Source organism: Segatella copri (genome assembly GCF_024330485.1).
GTDB lineage: Bacteria > Bacteroidota > Bacteroidia > Bacteroidales > Bacteroidaceae > Prevotella > Prevotella copri_L.
On the sequence record NZ_JANDWX010000006.1, the window covers coordinates 92,513 to 118,172 of the forward strand.

The 25,660-nt window shown below is 37.0% G+C and carries 22 protein-coding genes; all 22 read left to right on the forward strand.

The genetic code is table 11. The features are described from left to right. On the forward strand, positions 1-1,032 hold the full coding sequence (locus NNC77_RS05710; RefSeq protein WP_254970004.1) for a DUF6046 domain-containing protein: 1,032 nt from the start codon (positions 1-3) through the stop codon (positions 1,030-1,032). A 2-nt stretch (positions 1,033-1,034) separates the two neighbouring features. Further along, positions 1,035-2,483, forward strand: a complete 1,449-nt coding sequence (locus tag NNC77_RS05715) for a hypothetical protein (protein ID WP_254970002.1) — start codon at positions 1,035-1,037, stop codon at positions 2,481-2,483. Between the two features lie 2 nt (positions 2,484-2,485). After that, positions 2,486-3,403 (forward strand): hypothetical protein, encoded by a 918-nt coding sequence (locus tag NNC77_RS05720; protein ID WP_254970001.1) that lies wholly within the window; start codon positions 2,486-2,488, stop codon positions 3,401-3,403. Further along, positions 3,403-5,121 carry a hypothetical protein gene (locus NNC77_RS05725; protein WP_254970000.1) on the forward strand — a complete coding sequence of 573 codons (1,719 nt, stop codon included), beginning with the start codon at positions 3,403-3,405 and terminating at the stop codon, positions 5,119-5,121. The genes NNC77_RS05720 and NNC77_RS05725 overlap by 1 nt, the downstream gene beginning before the upstream one ends. Next, on the forward strand, positions 5,121-7,427 hold the full coding sequence (locus NNC77_RS05730) for a hypothetical protein (protein ID WP_254969999.1): 2,307 nt from the start codon (positions 5,121-5,123) through the stop codon (positions 7,425-7,427). The genes NNC77_RS05725 and NNC77_RS05730 overlap by 1 nt, the downstream gene beginning before the upstream one ends. A gap of 7 nt (positions 7,428-7,434) precedes the next feature. Further along, positions 7,435-8,475 (forward strand): hypothetical protein, encoded by a 1,041-nt coding sequence (locus tag NNC77_RS05735; protein ID WP_254969998.1) that lies wholly within the window; start codon positions 7,435-7,437, stop codon positions 8,473-8,475. A gap of 3 nt (positions 8,476-8,478) precedes the next feature. Then, positions 8,479-9,525 carry a hypothetical protein gene (locus tag NNC77_RS05740; protein WP_254969996.1) on the forward strand — a complete coding sequence of 349 codons (1,047 nt, stop codon included), beginning with the start codon at positions 8,479-8,481 and terminating at the stop codon, positions 9,523-9,525. 6 nt (positions 9,526-9,531) lie between these two features. After that, positions 9,532-10,803 (forward strand): hypothetical protein, encoded by a 1,272-nt coding sequence (locus NNC77_RS05745; protein WP_254969995.1) that lies wholly within the window; start codon positions 9,532-9,534, stop codon positions 10,801-10,803. Between the two features lie 468 nt (positions 10,804-11,271). After that, a complete protein-coding gene (locus NNC77_RS05750; RefSeq protein WP_254969994.1) occupies positions 11,272-12,438 on the forward strand; it encodes an RNA-directed DNA polymerase in 1,167 nt (388 codons plus the stop codon). A gap of 20 nt (positions 12,439-12,458) precedes the next feature. Continuing rightward, positions 12,459-12,830, forward strand: coding sequence for a hypothetical protein (locus NNC77_RS05755; RefSeq protein ID WP_254969993.1), 372 nt, complete (start codon positions 12,459-12,461; stop codon positions 12,828-12,830). A gap of 48 nt (positions 12,831-12,878) precedes the next feature. Continuing rightward, on the forward strand, positions 12,879-16,220 hold the full coding sequence (locus NNC77_RS05760; protein WP_254969991.1) for a hypothetical protein: 3,342 nt from the start codon (positions 12,879-12,881) through the stop codon (positions 16,218-16,220). A 13-nt stretch (positions 16,221-16,233) separates the two neighbouring features. Beyond that, positions 16,234-16,911, forward strand: coding sequence for a hypothetical protein (locus NNC77_RS05765; protein ID WP_254969990.1), 678 nt, complete (start codon positions 16,234-16,236; stop codon positions 16,909-16,911). Continuing rightward, a complete protein-coding gene (locus NNC77_RS05770; protein WP_254969989.1) occupies positions 16,898-17,836 on the forward strand; it encodes a hypothetical protein in 939 nt (312 codons plus the stop codon). Before NNC77_RS05765 ends, NNC77_RS05770 begins: the two co-directional genes overlap by 14 nt. Beyond that, the gene (locus NNC77_RS05775) at positions 17,833-18,729 is read left to right on the forward strand and encodes a hypothetical protein (protein ID WP_254969988.1); all 897 of its coding nucleotides are present in this window, start codon (positions 17,833-17,835) and stop codon (positions 18,727-18,729) included. The genes NNC77_RS05770 and NNC77_RS05775 overlap by 4 nt, the downstream gene beginning before the upstream one ends. A 7-nt stretch (positions 18,730-18,736) precedes the next feature. Beyond that, entirely contained in the window at positions 18,737-19,240 is a 504-nt protein-coding gene (locus tag NNC77_RS05780; RefSeq protein WP_254969987.1) for a hypothetical protein, read from the forward strand. A 6-nt stretch (positions 19,241-19,246) separates the two neighbouring features. After that, a complete protein-coding gene (locus NNC77_RS05785; RefSeq protein WP_254969986.1) occupies positions 19,247-21,073 on the forward strand; it encodes a hypothetical protein in 1,827 nt (608 codons plus the stop codon). A gap of 1 nt (position 21,074) precedes the next feature. Further along, positions 21,075-21,230: a hypothetical protein gene (locus NNC77_RS05790; protein WP_254969985.1), complete on the forward strand. Its 156-nt coding sequence runs from the start codon at positions 21,075-21,077 to the stop codon at positions 21,228-21,230. Then, positions 21,175-21,510 carry a hypothetical protein gene (locus tag NNC77_RS05795; protein ID WP_254969984.1) on the forward strand — a complete coding sequence of 112 codons (336 nt, stop codon included), beginning with the start codon at positions 21,175-21,177 and terminating at the stop codon, positions 21,508-21,510. Before NNC77_RS05790 ends, NNC77_RS05795 begins: the two co-directional genes overlap by 56 nt. A gap of 208 nt (positions 21,511-21,718) precedes the next feature. Next, entirely contained in the window at positions 21,719-21,988 is a 270-nt protein-coding gene (locus NNC77_RS16690; RefSeq protein WP_367398729.1) for a GIY-YIG nuclease family protein, read from the forward strand. Between the two features lie 6 nt (positions 21,989-21,994). Then, complete coding sequence (locus NNC77_RS05800; protein WP_254969983.1) at positions 21,995-22,852, forward strand: FAD-dependent thymidylate synthase; 858 nt, start codon at positions 21,995-21,997, stop codon at positions 22,850-22,852. A gap of 19 nt (positions 22,853-22,871) precedes the next feature. Further along, on the forward strand, positions 22,872-25,079 hold the full coding sequence (locus NNC77_RS05805) for an anaerobic ribonucleoside triphosphate reductase (protein WP_254969982.1): 2,208 nt from the start codon (positions 22,872-22,874) through the stop codon (positions 25,077-25,079). Then, a complete protein-coding gene (gene nrdG, locus NNC77_RS05810) occupies positions 25,069-25,569 on the forward strand; it encodes an anaerobic ribonucleoside-triphosphate reductase activating protein (RefSeq protein WP_254969980.1) in 501 nt (166 codons plus the stop codon). Before NNC77_RS05805 ends, nrdG begins: the two co-directional genes overlap by 11 nt. Positions 25,570-25,660 lie beyond the last annotated feature (91 nt).

The window sequence follows — 25,660 nt, forward strand, 5'->3', positions numbered from 1 at the left end:
ATGAGTTTGTTTTCAAATTTACAATATAATGTTGCTGTTGGAGTTTCACAGTTAGGCTTCAACAGCGCATTTTCGCTCTCACGTTATAAGAAGAGAGATGGGCAATTAAAGTTCTATTCTCCTCGTGGGTATGAGAGCATGTATGTATATGCAGCAAAGAGAACACTTATGCAGACTGCATTTGCTAAAATAAATGATTTGTACCCAAGCTATCTAAGAAATATGGACAGAAAATCAGCAAAGGCTGCTTATCTCCAGAACCAAGGTCAAGAGGTTAAGAAAATAATCGAAAATGGCAAGAAGATGGATGAGGAGACACGCAATAAGATGGGCGTGGTCCTTAAATATCGTGGTAAGGCAGCAAATGAAGGTCTTCTGATTTGGATTCCTACAGAAGATGGCAAAACGCAGACTTTAGAGATCCAGACATATTGGGATAAGATTAAGAATTTAAGTACAAATGAATCGGGCAATACTGAAAGTGTATTTGACAATACCAAAATAGAAGTTCCTGGAAGTATTGCATTTTGTGATCTTGGTGCCAATGTTAGTTCTCAAAGTTCAAATAACTTGATTCTTACAAAGGTGCAGGGGCGTGATTGTTCAAGAAAGGAATTGGTTTCTGGAGGCGATATAAATTTTACCGTTACTGGCAAAATTGTAAGCAATTATCCAGATATATATCCTTATGAGGATGTGTCGAAGTTTGTAAAGTTGATGCAATACAAGGGTATTTTGAAAGTGTACAATATATTGTTTCAGCAATATAATGTAACACAGATACTTATCAAGGACTTTCAGATGGGGCAAGATGACGGTTTCAAGAATGTACAGCCTTATCAATTTACCTGTGTTGCTGTTGAACCAGATGAGGTTGCTGATGTTGTTACAGATACAATTAATGCTCAAAACATTACAATAGCACATCAAAAAAAGAAGGGATGGACCACATTGATGTTGAATCAAGTTAAGGCCGCTGCTGCAAATCAAGCTGCCCAATTAGTTGAGTCATTAATTGCAGATACTATTTAGATATGGAAAGTTCAACACCTGTTCATTATCAAGATGGGCTTGATATTCTAGCATGTAAAATATTGGTTTGGGAACCAGCGGACAAGAACATTATAGATAAAGACGATCCGTCTCCAGACAGATGTCTTACTATTCGTGAATGCGAGAGTATTGAGATAGAGGAATCTTACAAGAAGCTTATTGGAACAGCGTCTGTAAGATTCCCTCGTGGAACCATCATAAAACGAACTATGACAAAGAATGATTTGGAAGACGATGGTACGACAAACGTTTATACTGAAAGATTGCAAGATGGAACCATAACTGAGAAACGTTCTGGATCTTCTACTGCAACGCCAAAAGATTTCAAGGTTGGCCAGCGTATTCGAATATATCTTACGTATTACAGAAACAAAACTGGTGCTTATGAAAGCGAAGAAGACAGACAGAATAACATTGATGAGATATTCGGGAATATGTCTCCTCAGTTTGATGGCTATATTGTCAAGTGTAGCGTATCTACTCCTATTGAGTTGAAATGCGAGAACCTGGCAAGCAACTTAAAAAGAAAGAATTGCAGAAAAATAACTACAGGCAACAACGCTACTGTCAATGATTTCCTCAAAGAAGGTGGAAAGTACAACTTACTTAAAGGAACAGGATTGAAACTTCATCCAGATACAGCCAATATAAGTATAAATATTGGAAAGATTCAGTTAAGTAATGATTTGACAATTGCTGACTTGTTGACTGAATGGTCTAAATATAAGTTGTATTGCTTTATACGGCCAGACAAAGACGGTAATCCATGTATAAAGGTTGGACGGTCATATTTTTCTACAAAGACTGCTGAATCTATTGTGAATAACGACAAATCGTTGCAGCCGAAGGTTATCCAGTTTGATTACCATGTAGCTTCTGATAATTTGAAGTTGATGCACACTGACCCAAAGTATTTGGCAGTGTCAGCCGAAGGGTTTAAGTTTGAAGGTACAGGAAAAAATCAGAAGGAAGTTAAGTATAGCATAACAATTCGACTGAATCCAGAATGGACTGGTGCCAGCGATACAAAGCATAAGAAGTTCCAGTTGCTTAATGAGACAAAACTGTCAAAGAAAGCAATGAAGCTTGGAGCAACGTTGAAGTCGCAAACAAGAGACCATGTTGATTTGAGCCAATATACGGTTATTCCATTCACATCAAGCAAGATTGGCATATCTGAAGAAGGCCTTATTAAAGAAGCAGAAGCTTATTTTGAAGGTTACAATATGAATGGTATAGAAGGTACAATAACGTTGTTTGGCGATTATAATGATCTGGAATCTGGTGAGAAGGTTGAAGTTCTTGATGTTCGACAACCAGAAAAAAATGGATATTATCTTGTTGAAGAGGTAAATACAAAATTTGGAGTTGATGGATATAGACAGACAATCAAACTTCCATACTGTATTGCCAGACCAAAGAATAAATAATTATGAACCAACAGTTTAATGATCTTAGTGCAAATGAAGCAATTTATGAGGCAATTAGACAAATTGCACTTCATAAACTTGTAAATCCTAAGAACAATGTGATTAAAAACACATCCAGAATTTCTGGATATGTTACAAAAATACATACAGATGAGAATGATGAGCTGTACGGAACGGTTGATGTCCAGGAGTACAATGACAGTCTTGCTAATAATCAGGCAAAGGATGAAGGATTACCAGTAGGATTACATGAAGGTGTGTTTTTGTCTGCCATTCAGAACAATGACAATGGACTCATAACAATACCTTATCTAAATTCAGATGTTGTTATTGCTACCGATCCAGATACATTGAAAGAGTATGTTGTAGCTTATTCTCATGCAGACACAGTTCAGATAGATACTCATACTAAAACAATAATTGGCGTAACTGAAACAAAAGAGTTTGAGGAATCTGAAGACTCTCCAGATGTTGACCAGCTTGAAAAAACTGGACTTCATGCTCATACAGAGTACACCAAAGAACATGCAAAGACTGAGGTTGCAAAAAGCGACAAAAATGAAGAAAAAAGTATTTTTGAAGTTACAGCTGATCAGATTAAGGCACTACATGATAAGGCGCAAATTGTTCTTGACGCAAAAGAAATACTTGCTAAGTATGATGCCAAGGAAATTGTAATCAATGACCAAGGTGTTTATCTTGGAAGTGGAAAGGCCACTGAGCCAGCGGTTCTTGGAAATCAATTGGCTACGATATTGATAGACTGGCTTGGTGCCCTATCTTCTATGTTGACTCCAACAATGATGGGGCCACAACCACCTGCAAATGTGGCAAAATTTGTAGCCTTGCAATCAAAGATTAATTCTTATAAGGCAGCTACATCTGGTTTCTTATCAAAGACAGTAAAAGTTTCAGAATAATGGTAAAGTTAAACGAAGGAATTGCCAAAATAAAAAAAGGCAGTACGCTTGAATCGCTTTATAATCGCTTAAAGGTAGGAATGGAAGCTTCAGCAAATGAGAAGCTTCCAGACTGGACCAGTAGCGATTATGTTACCATTGGTGAGGATGGGCAGTATTCTGTAGATGAAGCAAAGATCAATTCTGAGGTAAAAGAATATCAAAGCATAACTCGTCAGAATACTGCTTTTTTACTTGCCGATGCTGTTGTTTCAAGTATAGGTGATGGAGGAGAGTCTGGAGAAGGAGTTAAGGGTGCTGTTAAGATAACTGGAGATTCAATGACAGGAAAGCTTAACACACTGTACGGCTTTTCTGCTGGTGACAATGGTGTTGAAATATTGACCGTTTATCAAACAGTAGCTGAGAACCTAGATGATCGGAAGAGCATTGTTAAGATAGATGGAGAACTTCACCTTGGGTCAAATGGACTGTACATTAACGAATCGAATGTATTATCATACAATAACGATGTTTTGGCATTGAATGCTGGAAATATAGCATTGAATGCTGATAAGGTTACGTGTACAGGAGAAATTGTAATAGGAGACTTGTCAATGTCTAAGGATGGTATTAGATTTCGTGGTTACGATTTCTATCATTCTGGAAATTCCAATAAGGAAGATGTTGACTGGACAATGAGAAATGGCGTTATTTCCCAGGATTTAACAGTTGGTGGGTCAAGTGTATTTAGTGGTAATGTATCTGCATTATATGGGGCTTCTTTAGGGTATGGTGGAAATGAAATATTTTCAATATCTGCTGATAAAACAGCAACACTGACTGGAGATTTAAATATCTTGTCTGGCGGTATCAAGTTTGACGGTGACTATATTATCCATGTAAAGAATAAGAATGTTATATCATTTTCTGCATCAAATAAAATATTGAATCTTGGAGATGATAATACTAGGGCAATTAGTTTACAGTCAAGTATATATGACGATGATTATGAGTATGAGTTAATTACAAAATTTGGTTCTGCTCATTTTCCAGAGTCTTTTAAGGCTGGTCATGGTTTTGGCAATACCTTGATAGAGACTTATAAAAATACAGATAAAAATTCTGGAGTTATTCTTGGAAAATACTTGAAGTTTACAAGTGATGCTGGCCCAGGTTTTTACAGTGATGGTGATTCATTGTTTTTTGAGGCACCATATCATTATAATACCAATGTTGGCGATGATGTTGTAGGAAATACAGTTCAAAAGACAACAAAAATTGGCTATATAGATTCAACCAGTTTATACGCACCACTTGACAGAAAGTCATCTAGCTTAAAGTTTACTACAGATTCAGATTTCTATGTATTCGACAAACCAATAGAATGCGACACTTCAATAGGCATATCTGGATGCAAAACCAGGCTTTTGAAGAACGAGCTATTCTTCAACGATGGAGTATATTGGATCTCGTTGCAAGATGGCGTTAAGCATTATGGAAATGCTTACATGGTCAACGATATAGGCTCCGTTACATTCTCCAGTGGCTTTGCTGGAAGTGGATGGAAAATTTATAAAAATAAGCTTACAGGCAATATATGTGCAACATTCGATGAGTTAACAATACGTAAGAAGATGCGTGTATATGAGCTTGAAGTTCAAAAAATATCGGCAACAAATGGATCACTTTGGGTTTCAGATGCTTGCAGTGGAGACTTAGTAGAAGAAATAACATAATGGCAGTATATCAATATAGAAAATTTAAGATTAGTGTTAGTGAGGACTCTAAAAAGACACAGGGGCTTCACGTGGGAGATATTGTTCGTAGGCAATATTTTGATAACCCTAATTTGATATATTCTCTTATGTGCGTTCTTGAAACAGGTCAAGATACTGTGACCGTTATTGAGAACGGAGCAACTAAGCAAAAAAAGAGAGATTGGTTTATAGGAGCATTGCTTGAAGGTGATGTTCCTTCTACCAATGAAATACTTGATTTTGTTAGAGTTACAAACTTGTGGAATGCAAATAGACTTGGTGCGATTTATATGACATCCAGTGATGAGCAATCACCATATATAGATGTTATAGATGGAATTGCTGTAGAACAAAGTCTTTGTTATCCATCAAGTGTAAACAATGTTTCCTGGGAAGATAATTTTTCTCAATATAACGTTGTTGGAAAAGCATACGCTTCTGTAGAATATAAAAGAAGCGTGCTGGACAATTATCGTGTATGTTCTATAACTAAAAATTCTATAGCATCAAGTCCAAATACTTTTATTGGACTTTCCCAGACATTTGAGCGTAATATTGAGAATCCAGAGCGTGTATTGGTGTCATATAAAATAAAGGCATCAAGGAACATGAATAATATTGTAGCTTCCATTGAATATGAAGATGAAACACGTGTTGACGGAACATTAAATGTTGAAGCTACTACAGAATGGAAATATCAATTTCATGCTATAACGATAGATAATTCTGGAAGATATAAGAGAACATTTCGATTAAATGTAAATGACTCTTTGCAAGAAGGAGATAATATTGAAATAGCAGATTTGAATATTATCCTTCTTTCTTCTGTTGCAAACTTTGCTGGTGGCATGAAGTTGCGTATTGGTAAACTGAGTGGAGTTAATGATCCTGTTTTTGGAACACTTGAAAACTATGGAGCCTATTTGCAGAGGTTATATGCAACTCAGCAGGTAAATATTTCTGGTACCTTAACGGCTGGAGATGAAAATGGTTTTGGCTGTACATTTTATGCAGGTAAAATTCATAAGAATGTTGTTATAAACAGTATTGCTTGTGATTTTGAATCATCTACAGAAATTGTAGCAACAGATTCCCCAGTTGGTATAGGCGAGATATATAAGTCCAATAAAGAAATGATTCTTAATGCCCAGACCAATTCTTGGATGCTTGGCAAACTAGGGAAACGATATTGCTTTTCTTTTTGGGCAAAATCAACGGAAGATTGTGATGTTCTTATTTCTCAAAATGGACACACCGTCAAAACGGTTTCTGTGCCTGGCGATGATACGTGGATGCGGTATTCTGCAAATTGGGATATACAAGACCCACTTAAGGGCGAAGATCCACTTCAAATTGCTTTACTTATGTCATCTGGAGATTTATACATGACAGCACCACAATTTGAGAGCGGTAAATATGCAACTCAATACCAGCCAACAGACGATGTACTTTCCTATGTAGAAGATTATGGAGCATGGTTTAACAAGGGTGGTATTGGTGGAACAATTCAGAACCCACTTCTTAAATTGAATGAAGATGGCTCTATTTCGAGCAAGAATGATTCTTTTGTAATTAAGAATGATGGAACTGGATATTTTGCAAATGGACGCTTTAAATGGACAAAGGACCAGATAATTCTACAGGGAGTTACCATTAAATGGGAAGATCTTGACGATACCGCACAAGAAGAATTGAAGCCAAAATCAATCAAGCTGATAGGAGAGAACGTATTTATCATTGACAGAGGTTTTTGCTCTCCAGATAGTCTTATGATACAGATGGTGGAAACTAATTTTTTATCATATTCAAGCGGTAGAAAATGGTATTATCTTGACACAAATGGAGAGTATGTTCTGTTTGATGGTGAGAACGGAAGAACCTTTACTGTATTCCCAGACGCTATATATTGGAAAGATAGACAAACTTTAACAATTAAATGTGTCGTTACAGCAAACTACGTTGATTATTTTGACACTATTACTATACAAAAGCGTAGAAATGGCGAAGATGCGTACAACGTAATAATTCGTACATCAAATGGAAACACCTTTAAGAATGGCGTTGGCCAAACGACTTTAACCGCACATGTATATAGAGGCGGTACAGAGATAACGGAACAATTGCAAAATAAAGATTTTGATTGGATAAAGACAAGTGATAATCCAGATACGGATGAGCTGTTTAATTTGGCTCATGTAGGTTATGGTCATGTTCTTGAAATATCAACAAAAGATGTTTGGAATATGGCGCAGTTTGATTGTAAGGTAAGAATTAACAATATATAGATTTTAGATGGCAGAAATTATTGCAAGAGGTCAAATTTCCATTATTGACTTAAATGATGCGAAATCCCTTAATATGTATTTGAGAAGTAGCCAACCTACGACTCAGATATTCAATAGTGATAATAACAGCTTTGTGCCAGACTGGTCAGCAAGTCCATTCCTTGTGATTACACCAGAGTTGTTTGTTTCTGGCACAACAGCTGATCAAATGGGACAGGTAAAGACAAAGCCTGTTTATACAATCAATGGTAGCACGAATCTTGCTGATTATGGTGCAACGGTTGCAGATAGAGCACCATACGCATTGACCATTAACAAAAATATGGTTAATTGCTCTCAGTTACGTGTACAAATTTCAGCTGTTTATACAGACCCTAACATTGCTTCTTTTGAGACTCCTGTTAAGGCTGAGATTCAGTTTACTAAAACTACAAATGCTGGAGCAACCATTTGTGCCATTGGTTATACGCCAAAGGGTAATGTGTTCAAGAATGATCAGACTTCAACTTTGACAGCACATTGTGATATGTGGCGTGGTTCAAGTATTGATAACACAGACGTATCATATCAGTGGTATAAGATGAATACCGATGGTGCCTGGGAAGCACTGACGGAAAAGAGGGCGTATGGCTGTACTGGTTACAACACCAATGAGCTTACAATCCCAGCATCGGCAGTATTGAATTTTGATGCGTTTAAGTGTGAAATTACAGATACAGACGCTTCTTCTGGTACATATAATACTAAGGTTTCTGATGTCATTACCTTCTTCGACCAGTCAGACCCTTATTATGTTGAGATTTATTCTACAACTGGCGATAAGTTGATGAATGGTCAAGGTTCAACGACACTTTCAGCAAAGGTATGGCAAGCAGGTGAATGTTTTGAGGACAGTGACGCAAACAGTAAATTTACGTTTAAGTGGAAGAAATTCTCTTCTTCTGGCGTTCAAGACACTGCATTTGCTAAAACTGGTTCATCAATTACAGTTAACGCATCTGAAATTTCGCAAAAGGCTACGTTTGTTTGTGAACTTTTTAGTAAGTAATTTATGGCAGAGAAACCGATAGGTAGAGGTCAATATACAATTGTTAAGTTGCACGATGGAAAGTCGATGCAACTTAACCTTTTGTGTAACCATCATCATGTACAGTATTTCTCTAGATTAGATCACAGCTTTTCACCTAACTATGTTGTTGACCCAATAGTCGTAACTCCAGAGTTGTTGTTTTCTGGAGCAACTGATAATCAAATATCCAATATATCATCTCCAGAATGGACAATTAATGGCAAAAAACCAATAGAGTATTCTGGAGTCGTTTCAAGTTCCTTGCCATATACTTTAACTATTAACAAGAACTTGATAGATACCGCTCAATTAAAGATTGAATTCAGCGGAATGGTGAAGGACCCAGATACAGGGTTGAATGTCAAAATTTCTGGTTTGACATGTTTTACAAAGCAAGAGACAGACACCTTGACACCAACCATGATATTGGAGACACCAGATGGTAATTTCTTTAAGAATGAGATATTTGATAAATTGACTGCCACTTGTAAGTTAATGCTTGGTTCTGAGGAATTAACATTAAGTACAAAAAGAAAGTGGTTTTGCATGGAGAATGGGAATTATGTTGAATTAGTTGACAACAGCTATGTACAAGGTCAAGGAACCAATACATTGACAGTTTGTTCAGACTATATCACAGACCAGACTTCATTTAAATGCGAGATAGAGTACAATAAGGCAACATATACAGAGTTTGTCACATTCTTCAAGCAAGTTGACCAATATATCATTAAAATTGAAATGAAAAATGGAGATAAGATGAAGAATGGTGCTGGCGTTATTCCATGTGAAGCGCATTTGTATAGAAGCGATGTACAAATTCCAGATGAGGAAGCTGAGAAGAAATTTATATTTCAGTGGAAGAAATACAGTAAGTTGACAGGACAAGAGGTTACAACCTGGAGAAATCCAGCTGCTCGTGCAATTGAGTTGACAAAAACTGATATAGATAAGTTATCTACATTTATGTGTGAGGTAAAGGAGAAGAATAATACCTTTACATACAAACTCCCACTAAAGTTATTATAAAAGATTATGGGTTTGTTAAAATTAAATAAGAAGACTGGTGATACTTTTTCTGCGTCTGAGCTTAATGCTCTTGGCGCAGCAATCGACCAGAATACAAATGATATAGCAGAGCTTAGAGGTAATATGATGTATTGGTATGTTGATTACGATGAAGGTAACAATAATACTGTTCTTGCTGTAGGTGGTAATATGGAAGTTCGTCAGACATATTTCGATTTGTGTGGACGAATTATCGTAAACAAGCAAGGATATGCTGCTCGCCTCTCAGATAAAAATAGTGCTTATTTTGCGGACGGTACGGCTGCATTGCACGATGGAACATACGGCCAGACAATGGCTTATCGACCACCTCTTTGGGGTAAGGTTGTAAACGTATCTTCTACAGTAAGACGTGTATATAAAAGCCCTGTTCCTATGCAAGGTTTTGTTCTTTTGTACGATGAGTTTGCTGAAGGTGCATTCTTAGGCTCCCAGGCTACAGTTGGTGGCAAGAATTGCCTTATGAGTATTGCCAATGCTACTCCAAAGGATAGTATTACAATGAAGGCTGCATGGGATCTTGCCCAGAATTATGGTACAGACTGGGGATTGACGAACTGGACCATGTGGAATGCTGACTGGTTGCTTGCTAATGATTTTTGCAAGAACAGAAATGTACGTGGAACTCTTGGTTCTGGAGTTATTGGCGGTACAAATGCTGGAAGTGCTAATGGTGTTGCTTATACAATACGTACAGGTACAACACTTTCTCTTGGTAATACAACTGGCAAACTTAACGTTACTGCTCCTAACACATCTGAAGTCTTCTCCCAGATTTCTTTGTTTGGAAAAGAAGCAGCATGGGGATTTAAATGGCAGTTTATAGCTGGCAATATCCACAATGGTAATACAATCTATATCTGGGATGACAATAAGGTAGTGAATGGAAATCCACCTGCTGGTGTAGATTATCGTGTTGCTTACTTCAATAACAAGAAGCTTGATAATTGGGCTGGAATCAAGAAGGTTGCATTTGGTGAAAAGTGCGATATGCTTCCTATTGATTGGCAAAATTCCAGAAATGATACCTTGAATTACGGTGCTTCTTGGTACTTAAACGGTGCTGGTGAAATTCTGCGCGGTGGTGGTCTCGCTAGCCTCGGCTCTGGTTGTGCGCCTGGTTTCGTTCTTGCGGATAGCGGTTTCGGTAATTCGATTTGGCTCGTCGTGCCTCGGCTTGCCTTCTATGGTAAGTTGAAGTTTATTAACGGAAAAGATTTGGTTGCGATGTCAAAGTAATCTAAATAAGTGTTAAAATAACGGTTTTGGTAAAACTTGACATAAACCAAATAATCTATATTTAAATGTGATTCAGTTCACGTGGCGGTGGGGTTCCTCCAAACCCTCTGCACGGTGGTGGTAACGCTAACAACGGCTCTAATTGTGCGCCTGGTTACGTTAATGCGAATAACGGTTTCGGTAATTCGAATTGGAACATCGTGCCTCAGCTAACCTTTCAAATTGGTAAAACAAAGATATTTATAGTTTGAAGGAACCCCAGGCCATTTCTTAGTAACGAAATACTTACTCGGAGAAGATGTCGTAGAGTGCAAATGTGGGTATAGTAGGTGCTGGATTTTCGTTGTAAATAGTACACCGAGGTTCAGAGTAACATTCGAGAGTAGCCACGCACAGGCTTGAAGGCAACAAGCAAAAGTTGATTCAAAATATCTAAATTACAAACTCTTAAATAATGAAAGTGTTAATTTGAAACGAGAAGGATATGTGATGGATAGAGTTAGGTCTTGGAAGAATATTAAAAAGGCCACACATAAGTCTCAACTTGGTAAGAAACGCAAGTACGGTGTTGTAAAATTCAATAAGAGTAGAAGACAGAATATGCTTGAATTGCGTGACATGTTTGATAATCTTACATATCGAACAAGTGAGTATCAGAGATTTACAATTAAAGCAGATCAAGGAAAGATAAGAGAAATTTTCAAATTGCCTTATTATCCAGATCGTATTGCTCATCACGCAATCGTTAATGTAATTGAATATAAACGTGTCCGTAGCTTTATTCGAGACACGTTTTGTTGTATCAAGGGTAGAGGTCTTATGGATGGAACCAATAGACTACAAGCTGCATTGAGACATAACCAGGAAGAAACAAAGTATTGCTTGAAAATAGATATACGTAAATTCTTCCCATCTGTGCATCCAGAAATTATGAGTAGAGAATTTCATAGATTGTATAAGGATGAAAAATTCCTAACAATTATGGATGATATTATATTTAGTGTTGATAGTGGATTGCCTATTGGATCTTTGACAAGCCAATTAATGAGTAATGTGTACATGTCTCCACTTGATCATTATATCAAAGATAAACTTGGTGTAAAATTTTACTTTAGATATTGCGATGATATAGTTGTACTGTCTTCGCATAAAGGCTATCTTAAGTGGATTTTACGTGAGATTAAGAAATTTGTGTCAGAGCATTTAGGTTTGGAGATAAAGAATACTGAACAGATATTTGAAGTTGAGAAGATAGGAATTGATTTCTTAGGCTATAGATTCTTTCACGAACACAGATTATTGAGAAAGTCTATAAAGAAGAATTTCTGTAAATCTATGAAGAATGTGAAAACAGAACAGAGATTACAAGATATTCTAGCTTCATACAAAGGCTGGTGTGAGCATGGAAATTGTAGAAGACTATGGAAACTACAAACAGGTTTGAATACTTATATCTTGCCGAGCCAGAAACCAAAGGAGCCTAAAAAGAAAACTGACAATAAACCAAAGGCAGGCGAATCTATGAGGACTATCAGAAATCGTAGGCGGTATTTTAGAAGGCTTGATGAATGTGAGCAGATTATGATTGATAACTACAATGAAGCTAGGAGAAAATATTATACAGACGCAGTTTAATACGTATTTAAATATATATTATGAATCCAGTAGAACTTTACAAGGGTGAAACTCCAGCCCCAGTTTATTCTAAACTTGGAGATAACTTGATTAAGGTATATTTCAACAGAGAGTCGGCAAAGGTTACTGTTCCCTTGATGGATGACAGTGGCGATACAAAGACTGTTACTGAGCATACAGCATGGCATGTTGATGTAGAGCCAGAATACCGTAAGATTATCTCTGGCATTGTTCGTAGCAAGTATAGCCAGGATGACGTGGAAGCTATTATCTGTAACCACACGGAGGGACGTGGCGATGCAGATGAATACAATGCTTTTGTAGCATGGCGTGAGGAGGCCCGAAAAGTGGCCACAAATGTTATGGAAGAACTTGCAAAAGTTGTTAAATAAGAAACGACATTAACAAGCTCTGTCTATTCTTAACTAAAAATTATAATTATGACAGAGTTATTAGCAAGAGGATATATTACGATAGCAGCTGTAAGTGATGGTTATTCATTGTCACTTACAGCTGCTTCTGTGTCTATACCTGCCAATCACGATGGTTCAAACCCAGATTTGGAGCATGCTGAAACAACGGTTACATTGTCTCATGGAAACGATGCTGTTGCTTTTGATGTTGTAAATGTTATGCCAAGTTCTGATGGTATTAAATATACATATAAAAATGCTGGAGAATGTGCTTGGAATGTAGCTATCATAGGGTTAGATTCCAGCATAACTTCTGGATATTTGGAGATACATATACGTACAAAAGATGGCAAATACGAATCGTCAATAAGGTTCAGTTTTTCTGTTGTCAAGAATACTGTAGGTGTAGATTGGATTGAAGAATGGGATGGAACTCACAGCCAAATTGGTGAGAATTATGTAATTACACCTAAGTTGTTTGCTGGACATAAGACGAATGAAGGAAAGATTACTGGAGTTTATTTGGGAAAATTAAAGGGCTTTATAGGTGAAGTGTTCCCATTTACGCTTTCAGATCCAGAAGAAGGTATATATGGTTATCGTGATAGTAAGGTTGTATTTTATATCAATAACTATGGTGCCAAAATTGGAGGCTGGGATATTACTCCAGATTCCATTCAATGTGAGGATGGAACGCTTACTATTAAGTCTGAAGGCTCTATTAGCTCTCAGTCGGATGGTAAAACACACTGGGCATTAAACAAGGACGGTAGTGCGTCTTTTGCGAATGGAAAGGTTTCTATGGATGCAGTTGGAAATGCTTCGTTTGAAGGAAAAATTACAGCTACTTCTGGAAAAATTGGAAACTGGACTATAGATGCCAATAGTCTGTATAATCTTGGAATATCTCTTAATGCAGATAAACGGTTTATTGCAATAGCTAATACTACAGATGATTTAAAGTCTGGTGATGGTCAATTGGCAAAGGTTAAGAATGTTGGCGGTGTTGCAATGTTTTACTCAACTTCTGCTGACTACGGTATATTTGCATACAAAGAAAATAAATTAGTGTTCCAGGCTGGTACAACTAATTATATAGCTGGTTGGAATTTTGATGAAAACTCTTTGTATATTGGCACAAAGAATAACAATGCAGACCAATATACAAACGATGATAAAAGCCTTACTATTGGAACCAATGGATTGAGAAGTAAGGCATGGTACATCAACACGAATGGTACAGCTAAGTTTTCCAGTGGATATATCCAATTTAATGAAAAAAGCGGATCTATTGGATCATGGAACTTTGATTCAGATTCTTTATATATAGGAACAAAGAATGATACAAGTGGTGGATTTACTTCAACTAATAAAAGTATCACAATTGGACCAAATGGTATTCGTGGTTATAAATGGCGATTTGATACTGCTGGAAGTGGTGCCATTGCAGGTGGAAATATAAAGTGGGACGATAAGGGAAATATTACATTTGGTGCAAATGTGGTATTGAATTGGAGCAGTGGAATAAAAGAAGCTAAAGATGCTGCAAATACCGCACAAGGCACTGCAAATACCGCATTGACGAATGCCCAGACTGCCCAACAAAGTGCAAATAGTGCAAACAATGCTGCTGGGTCAGCTCAGAGCGCAGCTGATACAGCGATAGGGAAGGCTGACAATGCACAGTCATCTGCTGATAAGGCTCAGAAAGCTGCAAATGCAGCGAATGATAATGCCAATGCACAAGGAGCTGCTGCAAAGGAATTTGCTTCGGCTATGGCTTTTGGTAAAATGCTGCATAGAGATCCAACATTTGTTAATGGTATAAATGATATAAAGTTATATAACAATTCTGGCAACGGAACAGTTACTATAAATCGTGTTGTAAATAAAAATGACATTACTATTCCAAATGATAATAAAACTTATATTGAAATAGTCAATAAAGGAACTGCATCACCAGGCCTCGGTGGTTTTAGTTTTCAAGATCAAGCTGGCTATAGAAAGATATTTGTTATTAGAATCATTGCCTGGATTCCTGTTGGTAGATATATAGAGTTTCAAACTAACGCTATTGGAAACGGTGGCACAATGACTTGGCTGACAAGTACTGCTGGAACTGGAAATTGGGCAGAATATGTTGGAAAGGTTAAATGTGGTACAGGGTCAAGTAGTAACTTTAGTACGACAAACTTCTTTAATATCACTGGCAATGCTGGTACATCTTCCAGTCCTGTTAAATGGTATTTGGCGTATGCTACGGTGTTTGATATAACATCTTCAGAGCGATACACGACAACCATTGATGCTGATGGTATATATACATCAACAATTAATGCCAATCAAATTGTTGCTGGAACAATTGATGCGGACCGTATTGGGGCTGGTAGCATTACTGCTGGAAAGTTGGCTGCTGGAAGCGTTACGGCAGATAAAATAGCTGCTGGTAGTATTACTGCTGACAAAATAAAAGCTGGTAGCATTACATCGAAAGAGTTAGATGTTAATAGTATTAAGACAAATATCATTAACACTTCTTATATTAATGGTCTCGAATTAACATTTGATAAAGGTACAATTGGTGGATGGAGTATTAACAAAAATTCTATTTCAAAAGGAACCGTTTCTTTGGATAGTGATGGTTCTATATCAAATGGTGATTATTGGACATTAAAGAAAGATGGCTCTGGCTTTTTAGCTAAGGGCAATATTAGCTGGACAAATACAGGTAGTATTTCTGTAACAGGTGAAATAAATGCTACGAGCGGAAGTGTTGGTGGTTTTGTTATTAATAATAATAATTTGATTTGTGAAAAGGCACGCCTTGTCATTGGTCAATCTACTGATACAATGACAAGAAAGGTTATTTTAGATGCGCAAAATGTATCTTGGGACCAATACAATTATGCCTTTTCCTTAGAACATCATGGCACACTTTCCAGAAATGCTCCACCAATTGCCGGAATGTATATTGATGTGGGCAGTGACTCGGACAACAATCAATATCCAGCAATTACTGTGGAAAAAGGATGCTTTATTGGATTTCGTCGCCCAGTCTATACTTTAGGTGTTTCTTTAAATTTAAATGATGCGCCACAATATTATTGTTCTGGAATGGTTTTAATGTGTAACAGCTATAGCGATATGACAATAATTCTTCCTACAGCATCAAATGGTGCGAAACAAGGAGACATATTTACAGCTATAAAGAAAGGACCACGAAAAGTGACATTTAAATGTGCTGCTGGCGGTTCATATCATGCTGCAAATGGCAGCAGTGGAGAATGGGCATGTACTTCACAATATGAACATGTACATTTCATATTTGATGGAACTTCATGGTATTCTGAATGTAGTCGAGATTCGTAAATATTATATATAAATGCGTAGAGATATACAAGTAAATACACAAATAGGAGATATGGTGCTTACGGATAGTAATTCTGTAAGCACCTACCCATTTGAATGGCTGTATGAGCGTGACAGCAACATTTATGGATGTGTAACGCTTCCTGCCTATTTTGAAAGAAGTAATTTGGAATATGGAGTAAAAATAAATATTCCATATATTCCAATGTATAAGACCATTAAGCTAAAATTCGTCCAGGATTATGGCGATGGTAATACAAGAACGTTCATAAATACAAGTGATAATTCTGAATACTTTGATGTTCATTCAAAATTGTATAATTTGGACGAGAAAGCACTGAAAGCTTCTGAATTGATATTGATAGATGAAGAAAATTACATTTTACAGTTAGTAGGAAACAAACTGCTGTTATGGTCTAGCAAGACATCAGATGCAAAAAATATAAATGCCAATATCCAGAATCGTAATTTGCTTTTGAAGTGTTTGCCATCAAACTCATATAGATACCCTATATCTGGTGTTGGTTTGATAAGATACCTTCATGCGAATATTTCGAACACTGATTTGGCAGATGTTCTTCAGTCCGAATTTGAAGCTGAGAATGTAAAGGTGTTAAACGCATCGTTTGATTCAGATACAGGTAATCTTGATTTAGATTTAGATTTTTCGAAAGTAGATGCAGACGTATAAAGTTCAAACAGGACAGAATATATTTGATATTGCTGTAATGCTTCATGGATCTGTAGAGGGGATATTTGACTTATTTGTCAACAACCCAGAACTGTCATTTGAAAATGGAGTAAGTGTTGGTGACGAATTGCTTTGGGATGAAGACTTTATAGTACACGATAGTATTGTCAATCATCTGAAAGAAAACAATATAGTTCCAGCAAATGGTGAACGTCATGTTTATTATAAAGAGTGCTCTTTGCCTATACGTATTGTTATAAAAGTTCCAGCAGATGAATCACAAATCTTATTTACTATGTCTGGAGACAACGACATGATAGTTGATTGGGGTGATAATACGGACCTGGAGACAATTCATTTGAATAAAAATGAAACAGAATACTTTCATTTCTTTGACAATGAATCAGATAAAAGAACTGTCAAGCTATATGGTAACTTTAATGTTAAAAGATTTGATGCTTCTAAGATAAATGGAAGTTTGCTTCCTGTAGCACCGATAACTGTTGATGAATTTGTTTGCAATAAGAACAATATGAATTTAACAGGTCTATTCCTATTCAAAGGAACATACATGGCGTCATTGTCACAGATGTATATCAAGAATTTAAACAGCATTCGTGATATGAGTCTCCAGTCGTTGGTTTTGAAAGACAATGAATATGGAGATGAAAAATGTATTGATGATTATTTGATATATATTGCACAGAACAACAACCAAAGAAGAAATTGTCATGTTGTTCTGGACAAGATGCCATCTGGTGAATATAAGGAGCCGAAAAGAAATTCCAACGGTAACTATGTTATAGAGACAGGAATGGAGGCTATATATGTGATAACACACGAGGTTGCTTGGAATGAAGCTGGAGCTTGGGTGTTTGATATAAATGGTAAAACATATAAATATGAGAATCAAGATATAGCATGAGTCGTACATTAACAGAAATATACAATGAAGCCGTAAATACAAGAAACAAGTATTTGGAATTGACCGAATTGACAAATGATTCAAAGATGTCTATAATCAATTCCTTTACATGGGTTGTAGCTACAGCAATATATTCTTTTGAAACACTTATGGACGTGTTTACAACTGATATTGCCAAGATATTCAGCGCAAGAATTAATGGCACTCCAGCATATTATGCAAATGCAATGCTTAAATGGCAATATGGAGACGATTTAATTCTAAATGAAGATGGAACACAGTTTTCATACCCTTCAGTAGATGAAGCCAAACGGCTGATTACAAAAGTTTCCTATCAAATAGCGTATAGCTCTGATTATAGAGATGATATTCTTATCTTAAAGGTTGCAAAGGGAGCAAAAGACTCTCTTTCCAGACTTTCTGATGATGAATTGATTTCTGCTAGGTCATATTTAAGTAAAATCAAGTTTGCTGGTGTGAAGTGTAATGTTGTTTCCAGAAACGGAGACATATTGGTTCCTCGTGTCGATGTTTATTATGATGGAGCAATCAGTAAGGAAGAACTTTATAAGAACATAGATTCCGCACTGATTAACTTTATGTCAAATATGGATTTCGATTCAGCGGTATATGCACATAGGGTAATTGATGTCATCATGTCTGTTGACCATGTTGTAGATGTTCATGTAAATTCTGGTGCAACGGTAGAGCAGGGCATATTTATCGCCCAATATGACGATAATAACAAGCTTGGCGAACTGAAGAAAATAGATCGAAAGATATATACAACAAGCGGATATACAAAACAAAGCACAAAGAAGGGCGAAGAAAAAGATATTCCTACCTTCAGAGAGGCTATTAATTTAAAGTTGGAATCTGATGAGGAGTCATAAAATAAATGTGGATAGATTGGTTAATCAGCTTGTGCCTCACTATTTAGGTGGGCGTAGGCTGATCCTTTTTCTTCAATCATGTTTAAAACCCCTTCAAACAGCAAATGACAGATGGGTTGAATGGGTTCAAGAGAAGAAAGTAGAAGCTAGTCTTACTTCCCAGGTTATATTGATGGAGTACTATTTGAACAAGAAATTCAAGAAGTATTTCAAAGACCAAGACAAATGTATCATCATATCAGACGGTACGGTTCCAGGAGTTCCAATATATTTTCAAAGTGCTGGGGAAAATATATCTAAATTTGTGTTGTATAATGAGAATGAAAACGGCAAAAAGCAGCCTTTCCAATGGCAGAATGAAAAGTCTAGCAGCAATGACGTTAGCTTTATTGTCTTTTGTCCTTATGTAAACACTAACATCATCACAGAAAAAGAATTGACTGGAATGATCTCGTATGTAATTGATAAATATAAGGTTGCAGGTAAATCATATAGAATAGAATTTAATTAATAATACATGAAAGAATTTACTAGTCAAAAAGGTGGAAGACATACCTATGTTGACGATATTATTAATTTGCAAGACATAGCTCTTGTGCTTAACAGTCTCTTTACTGGTTGTGAAGACTTTGTTTTGAGCGGATGCAATGTTTCTGGCAATAAGATTTCACCAGGATTTGTATATATGAATGGTAAGGTTCGATATTGTTCTGGAATGTCGAATGTAAGTTCATGGCCTGTATATATTGTCGAAAGCAACTCAACAGAACAGGTTTCTTACGCAGATTCTTCTGATAAAGTTGGTAGAAATATCTATGGGTGTGTAATTTCATCCAGTGTTCCTACTGTCAACGATCCGTTAACCAACAAGGCTCCTCAATCAATAATGTTCAAAAAGGATGGAGAAGGGGTGCCTAGATTGAAAGATGCGTTCTTTGGAAAATACGCACTTATGATAGACTCTCCATTTGCAAGCCAGACTGTTAATAAGAAGGTGGTATTTAATGGAGAAATCACAGCAAAGGGTGGTGCCGTTGTCAATGATAATATTTCAATGGTTAGAGGTGCTGCAAATTGCTCTATTTATTATGAGGAAGATGGTACGTTGGTTGTTTCTTCTAAAATGAGTGGAAGTGATGACCATAAACTTACAATCAACACTGCTGGAGATTTGCAGTTTTATCATAATGATACTTGTATCTTTACATTTTCGAAAGATAAGACAACTGTTGCTATTCCGATACATTCCGATACACTTAGGGGTGGAGGAATAACTATCACTGGTAGTGATGTGTACAATTCTGATGCACAAGTTGACACAGGTTCTATTAATATTAATGTCAAAGGTTTCAATGGTGAAACTAAATATTTTAGAAATACAAATATTGGAGATGGAAAAGGAAATATAGTCGTTGGTGTTAATGGAAAAAACAAGACCGTTGCTGTTAACGGATCTTTAACGATTTGCGATGATTCTGTTACTGGAATTAAAATTAAACATAGTACGTTAGCAAAGAGCGATAACAGCCTTGTTAAATACATTGCCTGGGTTGACAAGGACAATGTTGCGATGGCTAATTTTGGATTCGCCAACAACAAGACAACAAGTTTCTATATTGACAACAAAATAGGTGACGTTGTTATAAATAATACACTTTATGTAAACGGATCTCTTTATGTTAACGGAAATGACATAGACAAGAGATATGTGAAAGTGTCTGATTATGATACAGCTATCAATAAAAAGGCAAATACCAATGATGTGTACACAAAAGATGACGCAAACTCAACATTCTTAGGCAAGGACACAAGTCTATCAGTGTTTGTTGACAATGCTGGAGGAAAGGATGCTGCATGTGACATCATTGGCGCAGCAACATCCAGCAATTTTGAACGTGCTGTTGTGAAGTCTCAGAAATTCCAAGATATTGTTGGCGATGGTCTTGACACATCTTCCGTATCTTATGCTTCTGATCTTGAAAAAAGACAGCGAGAGTTGTGCGAAAATATTGGTGCTGCATATAAAGATGATGTTTCTGCAAAGCCTAAAGATACAGGATGGGTCCGTGTTGATGTTAGTAATTGTGGAATTAGCGAAAAACTTTATGCTCGTCAGATTGGCAATATAGTATCTATACAAGGTAGGATTCACACTCACCATGATGGAACAATTTTCACATTGCCATCATCAATAGACCCACCAGTTGGAGAAATTGGTTATTCTTACAATCGTGGAGGCGAATGGTGCTGCAAAATGGCAAGCGGAAGTCGTGAATGCGTAGTTGATTATTGTAGCGGTGGATGCTCACAATATATAGGTTTCCTTTTAACATATATGGTGTAATATGAGAATTATAAACATAAGTGCTGATATTGCAGCAATGAAAGCTGCCAGCCAAATTAAAGAGAAAATTGAGTCTTTTGAAAAACCATTGATTCAAGAAGATGGCAACAAGAAGAAAGGTCGGAAGGCCAAAGGGGTACAAACTGAAGAAGTTTGATGAGACAAGAATCGGATTCTTGTTGAAGCATGAAACTCCAATAGAATATAGGATGCTGATGGATGTTGCTGAGTTTATGAAACTTCGTGCTCCATCAGCAAACCTAATAGAGGCATTTGCTTATTCTTCCAGTGACCCCTTATTTAGAAAAGAGAAGTTTTGGAGAGCATTGATTGAATATAGGAAATGTGGCTGTAGGCCCAAAATGGCTCTAAAAACCAGTGTGTCTAAAGAGTTGTATTATATACATTTAAGATTAAATAAGTATCTAAATAAATAGTAGAGCATTGTCAATATGCTCTATTTTTTTGCTTATTTTCTTGGTTGTTTCAAATAAAAACCTTATCTTTGCAAACACATTTGATGAATTTTATCTATTATATCGTATTTAAAAATCGTAAGTAATTGAATCACAGGGTTTCCAGCCCTTCCCTGTCCAAAAGCCATCTCCCAAATCATTGTATTTGTTGAAATGTACGGAGACTGGTTTGTACAAGATTGGATCAACAAATGGAAGTGTCACAACACGCATTAGTAAGCTATATTATAATAGCCATGTTGACAAGCGTACAATAGCCGTTGTCAAAACATGGGATAAACTAGGCTATTGTGAAAAGTATATTCTGGCAGATTTCGAGCATATACTTACACCACATCCATTTTACACAAACGGACATACAGAATGGTTTAAATTTGCAGGTGATGAATCCCGATTGATTGGGATAATTGAATCTATATTATCCAGTTTTAATAGATAAGAAGATATGAAATTAGTAAAACCTTCTTATGAGTTTATTGAGCAGCAGAACGGACTTGATGGTCTGTATAAGCACATTGAACTCATTGGAAGAACTTGTTACAAGTCTGAAGACAAGATCACTCCAGACAGTGCAAAAACTTTTGTTGACCGACTTGTGAAGTCTGGTCATCTGGCGATGGTTGAACATGGAACATTGTATTTGGTAATGTCACATGCTATTAATCGTGGTATCATTGATCCTATATACGTAAAGGCTCTTCGATACAAGAACAACAAATATAGTAAGGTTGCTTCATTCGAAAAAGACATTGATGGTAAAAGAGTTGCTGTATATTATATCACAACAAATTTGCGTGTTTTGATTGAGAACAAATGGCAAAATGACTTGAAATACTTGTCTGAGCCGCAAGATGAACATCCAAAAAGATATACCGTTAAGTTTATTTGTGATCGTGGCGTTTCACATGAATTTGTTCGTCATCGTGTAATGTCTTTTGCACAGGAATCTACTCGCTATTGCAATTATTCAAAGGACAAGTTTGGTAACGAGCTTACTTTCATCCAGCCATGTTGGATGCCAAGTTCTGAGTGGTGCGAAAACGACAAGGCTGGTCATATATTTCTTCAGATGTTAAAAATGTCAGAGGATTTGTATCTTGAATTGTTGTCAGAAGGTTGGAAGGCGCAGGAGGCAAGAGCTATTTTGCCGAACGCATTGAAAACTGAGCTTGTTGTAACTGGCTTTGCTGAAGATTGGAATCATTTCTTTAGTTTAAGAGATGACAAGGCGCACGCTCATCCACAAGCGTATGAACTTGCACACCCATTACATGAGGAATTTAAGAATAAAGGTATCTTATAGTATAAATTCATTTAATTAAATGGTACAGAATGTTATAAAACGTGATGGTAGAACTGTTTTGTTTGACAAATCATTAGTTCGTGGTGCTATCACAAAGGCTATGAAAGAGGTTGGCGAGATTGATTTTTTACTCGCCAACTCTATTGCTGATAAAATTGAGAACAATCAATCTGATATTCTTGACGTTAACAGCATTCAAGTGATGGTTGAGAATTATCTGATGCAGAGTTCTCTTCCAGATGTTGCACGTGCATATATCATTTACAGACACAAGCGTGACAAGGCACGTAACAGTAAGTCAAATGATATTATCACGGATATTGTTGCTGCTAAGAAGAACGATATTACTCGTGAAAATGCTAATATGAATGCTGATACACCTGCTGGAATGATGATGAAGGTGGCAAGTGAACGTACAAAAGAATACGTTGATGAGTTCTTGCTTTCTGATGATGTTCGCAAGTTGGTTGATGACAACATTTTGCATGTACACGATAAGGATTACTATCCTACAAAATCGCTTACCTGTTTGCAGCACCCAGTTGATAAATTGTTAAATGAAGGTTTTCGTGCTGGACATGGAGAGTCACGTCCTGCAAAGCGCATTGAGACAGCCAGCATTCTCAGCTGTATTTCTATGGAAGCCATTCAGAACGAGATGCACGGTGGACAGGCAATCCCAGCTTTTGACTTCTATCTTGCTCCTTTTGTGCGTAAAACGTATATTGAAGAGGTGAAGAAAATCGAAGATTTCCTGTGTTACGATTTCAGCGATTTGTATGAATCAAAAATTGATGATTACTTGCACAAGGAACTTGATAATTTGAAGGGTGATGAGCGAGTTCGTCAGCAAGCTATCAATCAGACCGTTGAGCGTGTCCATCAATCAATGGAAGCGTTTATCCATAATATGAACACGATTCATTCTCGTGGTGGCAATCAAGTTGTCTTCAGTTCTGTGAATTATGGAACAGACACGAGTGCAGAAGGTCGATGCGTTATTCGAGAATTGCTGTCATCAACTTACAATGGCGTAGGAAATCATGCTACTGCAATATTCCCAATTCAGATTTGGAAGAAAAAGCGTGGTGTAAACTTTTTACCAGGAGACCCAAACTATGATTTGTTCAAGTTGGCATGTAAGGTGACAGCAAAACGATTCTTCCCGAATTTTGTAAATTTGGATGCACCATACAATCAGAGCAGTAAGTGGAAGGCAGATGATCCGAAACGATACATGTATGAGGTTGCGACAATGGGGTGCCGTACTCGTGTATTTGAGGATAGATTCGGAGAGAGTCAGTCTGTAGGACGTGGTAACTTGTCCTTTTCGACAATCAATCTTCCAGGTCTCGCTTTATCTGTAATGCACATTGAGAACAAGGACAAGCGACTTTTGGCATTCTTTGAGAAATTGACTGATGCCATCAACATTACTGGAAAGCAGCTTTATGAGCGTTATCAGTTCCAGTGTACCGCTTTGGCAAAGCAATTCCCATTGCTTATGTCTGGCATGTGGGTTGGTTCTGAAAACCTTAAGCCAGAAGATGAAGTACGTGAAGTTCTGAAGCATGGAACTCTTGGTGTTGGATTTATAGGTCTTGCTGAATGTTTGATTGCTTTGTGCGGCCATCATCATGGAGAGTCAGAAGAGGCACAGAAATTAGGTCTTGACATTATTACGTTTATGCGTGATAGAACAAAGATCTTGTCTGATCAGTATGACTTGAACTATTCTGTGTTTGCGACTCCAGCAGAAGGCCTTTCTGGTAAGTTTACCAAGAAAGACAAAAAGAAGTACGGTGTTGTTCCTGGAGTGACTGATAAGGATTATTATACAAATTCTAATCATGTTCCTGTTTATTACAAGTGCAGTGCGGACCACAAGGCAAAGATTGAAGCCCCTTACCATGACTTGACTCGTGGCGGTCACATCTTCTATATTGAACTTGATGGAGATGCAACTCACAACATTAAGGCTGTTGAGCAAATTGTTGGTTTGATTGATAAATACGATATTGGATATGGTTCTATCAATCACAACCGTAACAGATGTTTGGACTGCTCTTATGAAGATGCTTCTGCAAATCTGGAAGAATGTCCAGTGTGTGGCAGTCACAACATTGACAAACTTCAGCGTATTACTGGCTATCTAGTTGGCACCACCGACCGATGGAATAGCGGTAAATTGGCAGAATTGCACGATCGTGTAACGCATGGTGTCTAATAACGAACTGTATATAGCAAGAATTGTGTACTCAACCTCTACCGATGGGGTTGGGCTGCGCAATTCTTTATATGTTTCTGGTTGTCCTATCCATTGTGCCGAATGTCACAATAAGCAATGGTGGGATATTGAGTCTGGAGAGAAGCAGACGGTGGACAGCGTATTCTCTCATCTGAATTCAGATCAGTTTGATATTTCTATCCTTGGTGGAGAACCGTTGATGCAGTATGAGCCAATATTGAATTTGTGTAAAATGATAAAGGAGAACACAGACAAAACAATTTGGCTATGGTCTGGTTACACTCTAGAGTGGATTAAACTGCATTACCCAGAAATCTTATCGTATATAGATGTATTAGTAGATGGTCCGTTCGTCAGCAAGCTATCTTTGCCGAATCTTCAATGGCGTGGCTCCACAAACCAGAGAATCTGGAAAGTGAAGAATGTTAATGAGATTTTCGATATAACGGAGAAGTTATTTGATATGTAGTATCAATACAATATTTTACAAAAATACTAAATATCTGTAAACTAGATAGTTGTATTTTTTAACATAAAATAGTTGCAGAAAAATTTGGTAG

Bases quoted from the DNA above. Each gene is read 5' to 3' on its own strand.
- NNC77_RS05710 (WP_254970004.1), top strand. From the start codon at position 1: ATGAGTTTGTTTTCAAATTTACAATATAATGTTGCTGTTGGAGTTTCA.
- NNC77_RS05715 (WP_254970002.1), top strand. From the start codon at position 1,035: ATGGAAAGTTCAACACCTGTTCATTATCAAGATGGGCTTGATATTCTA.
- NNC77_RS05720 (WP_254970001.1), top strand. From the start codon at position 2,486: ATGAACCAACAGTTTAATGATCTTAGTGCAAATGAAGCAATTTATGAG.
- NNC77_RS05725 (WP_254970000.1), top strand. From the start codon at position 3,403: ATGGTAAAGTTAAACGAAGGAATTGCCAAAATAAAAAAAGGCAGTACG.
- NNC77_RS05730 (WP_254969999.1), top strand. From the start codon at position 5,121: ATGGCAGTATATCAATATAGAAAATTTAAGATTAGTGTTAGTGAGGAC.
- NNC77_RS05735 (WP_254969998.1), top strand. From the start codon at position 7,435: ATGGCAGAAATTATTGCAAGAGGTCAAATTTCCATTATTGACTTAAAT.
- NNC77_RS05740 (WP_254969996.1), top strand. From the start codon at position 8,479: ATGGCAGAGAAACCGATAGGTAGAGGTCAATATACAATTGTTAAGTTG.
- NNC77_RS05745 (WP_254969995.1), top strand. From the start codon at position 9,532: ATGGGTTTGTTAAAATTAAATAAGAAGACTGGTGATACTTTTTCTGCG.
- NNC77_RS05755 (WP_254969993.1), top strand. From the start codon at position 12,459: ATGAATCCAGTAGAACTTTACAAGGGTGAAACTCCAGCCCCAGTTTAT.
- NNC77_RS05760 (WP_254969991.1), top strand. From the start codon at position 12,879: ATGACAGAGTTATTAGCAAGAGGATATATTACGATAGCAGCTGTAAGT.
- NNC77_RS05765 (WP_254969990.1), top strand. From the start codon at position 16,234: ATGCGTAGAGATATACAAGTAAATACACAAATAGGAGATATGGTGCTT.
- NNC77_RS05770 (WP_254969989.1), top strand. From the start codon at position 16,898: ATGCAGACGTATAAAGTTCAAACAGGACAGAATATATTTGATATTGCT.
- NNC77_RS05775 (WP_254969988.1), top strand. From the start codon at position 17,833: ATGAGTCGTACATTAACAGAAATATACAATGAAGCCGTAAATACAAGA.
- NNC77_RS05785 (WP_254969986.1), top strand. From the start codon at position 19,247: ATGAAAGAATTTACTAGTCAAAAAGGTGGAAGACATACCTATGTTGAC.
- NNC77_RS05790 (WP_254969985.1), top strand. From the start codon at position 21,075: ATGAGAATTATAAACATAAGTGCTGATATTGCAGCAATGAAAGCTGCC.
- NNC77_RS05795 (WP_254969984.1), top strand. From the start codon at position 21,175: ATGGCAACAAGAAGAAAGGTCGGAAGGCCAAAGGGGTACAAACTGAAG.
- NNC77_RS05800 (WP_254969983.1), top strand. From the start codon at position 21,995: ATGAAATTAGTAAAACCTTCTTATGAGTTTATTGAGCAGCAGAACGGA.
- NNC77_RS05805 (WP_254969982.1), top strand. From the start codon at position 22,872: ATGGTACAGAATGTTATAAAACGTGATGGTAGAACTGTTTTGTTTGAC.
- nrdG (WP_254969980.1), top strand. From the start codon at position 25,069: ATGGTGTCTAATAACGAACTGTATATAGCAAGAATTGTGTACTCAACC.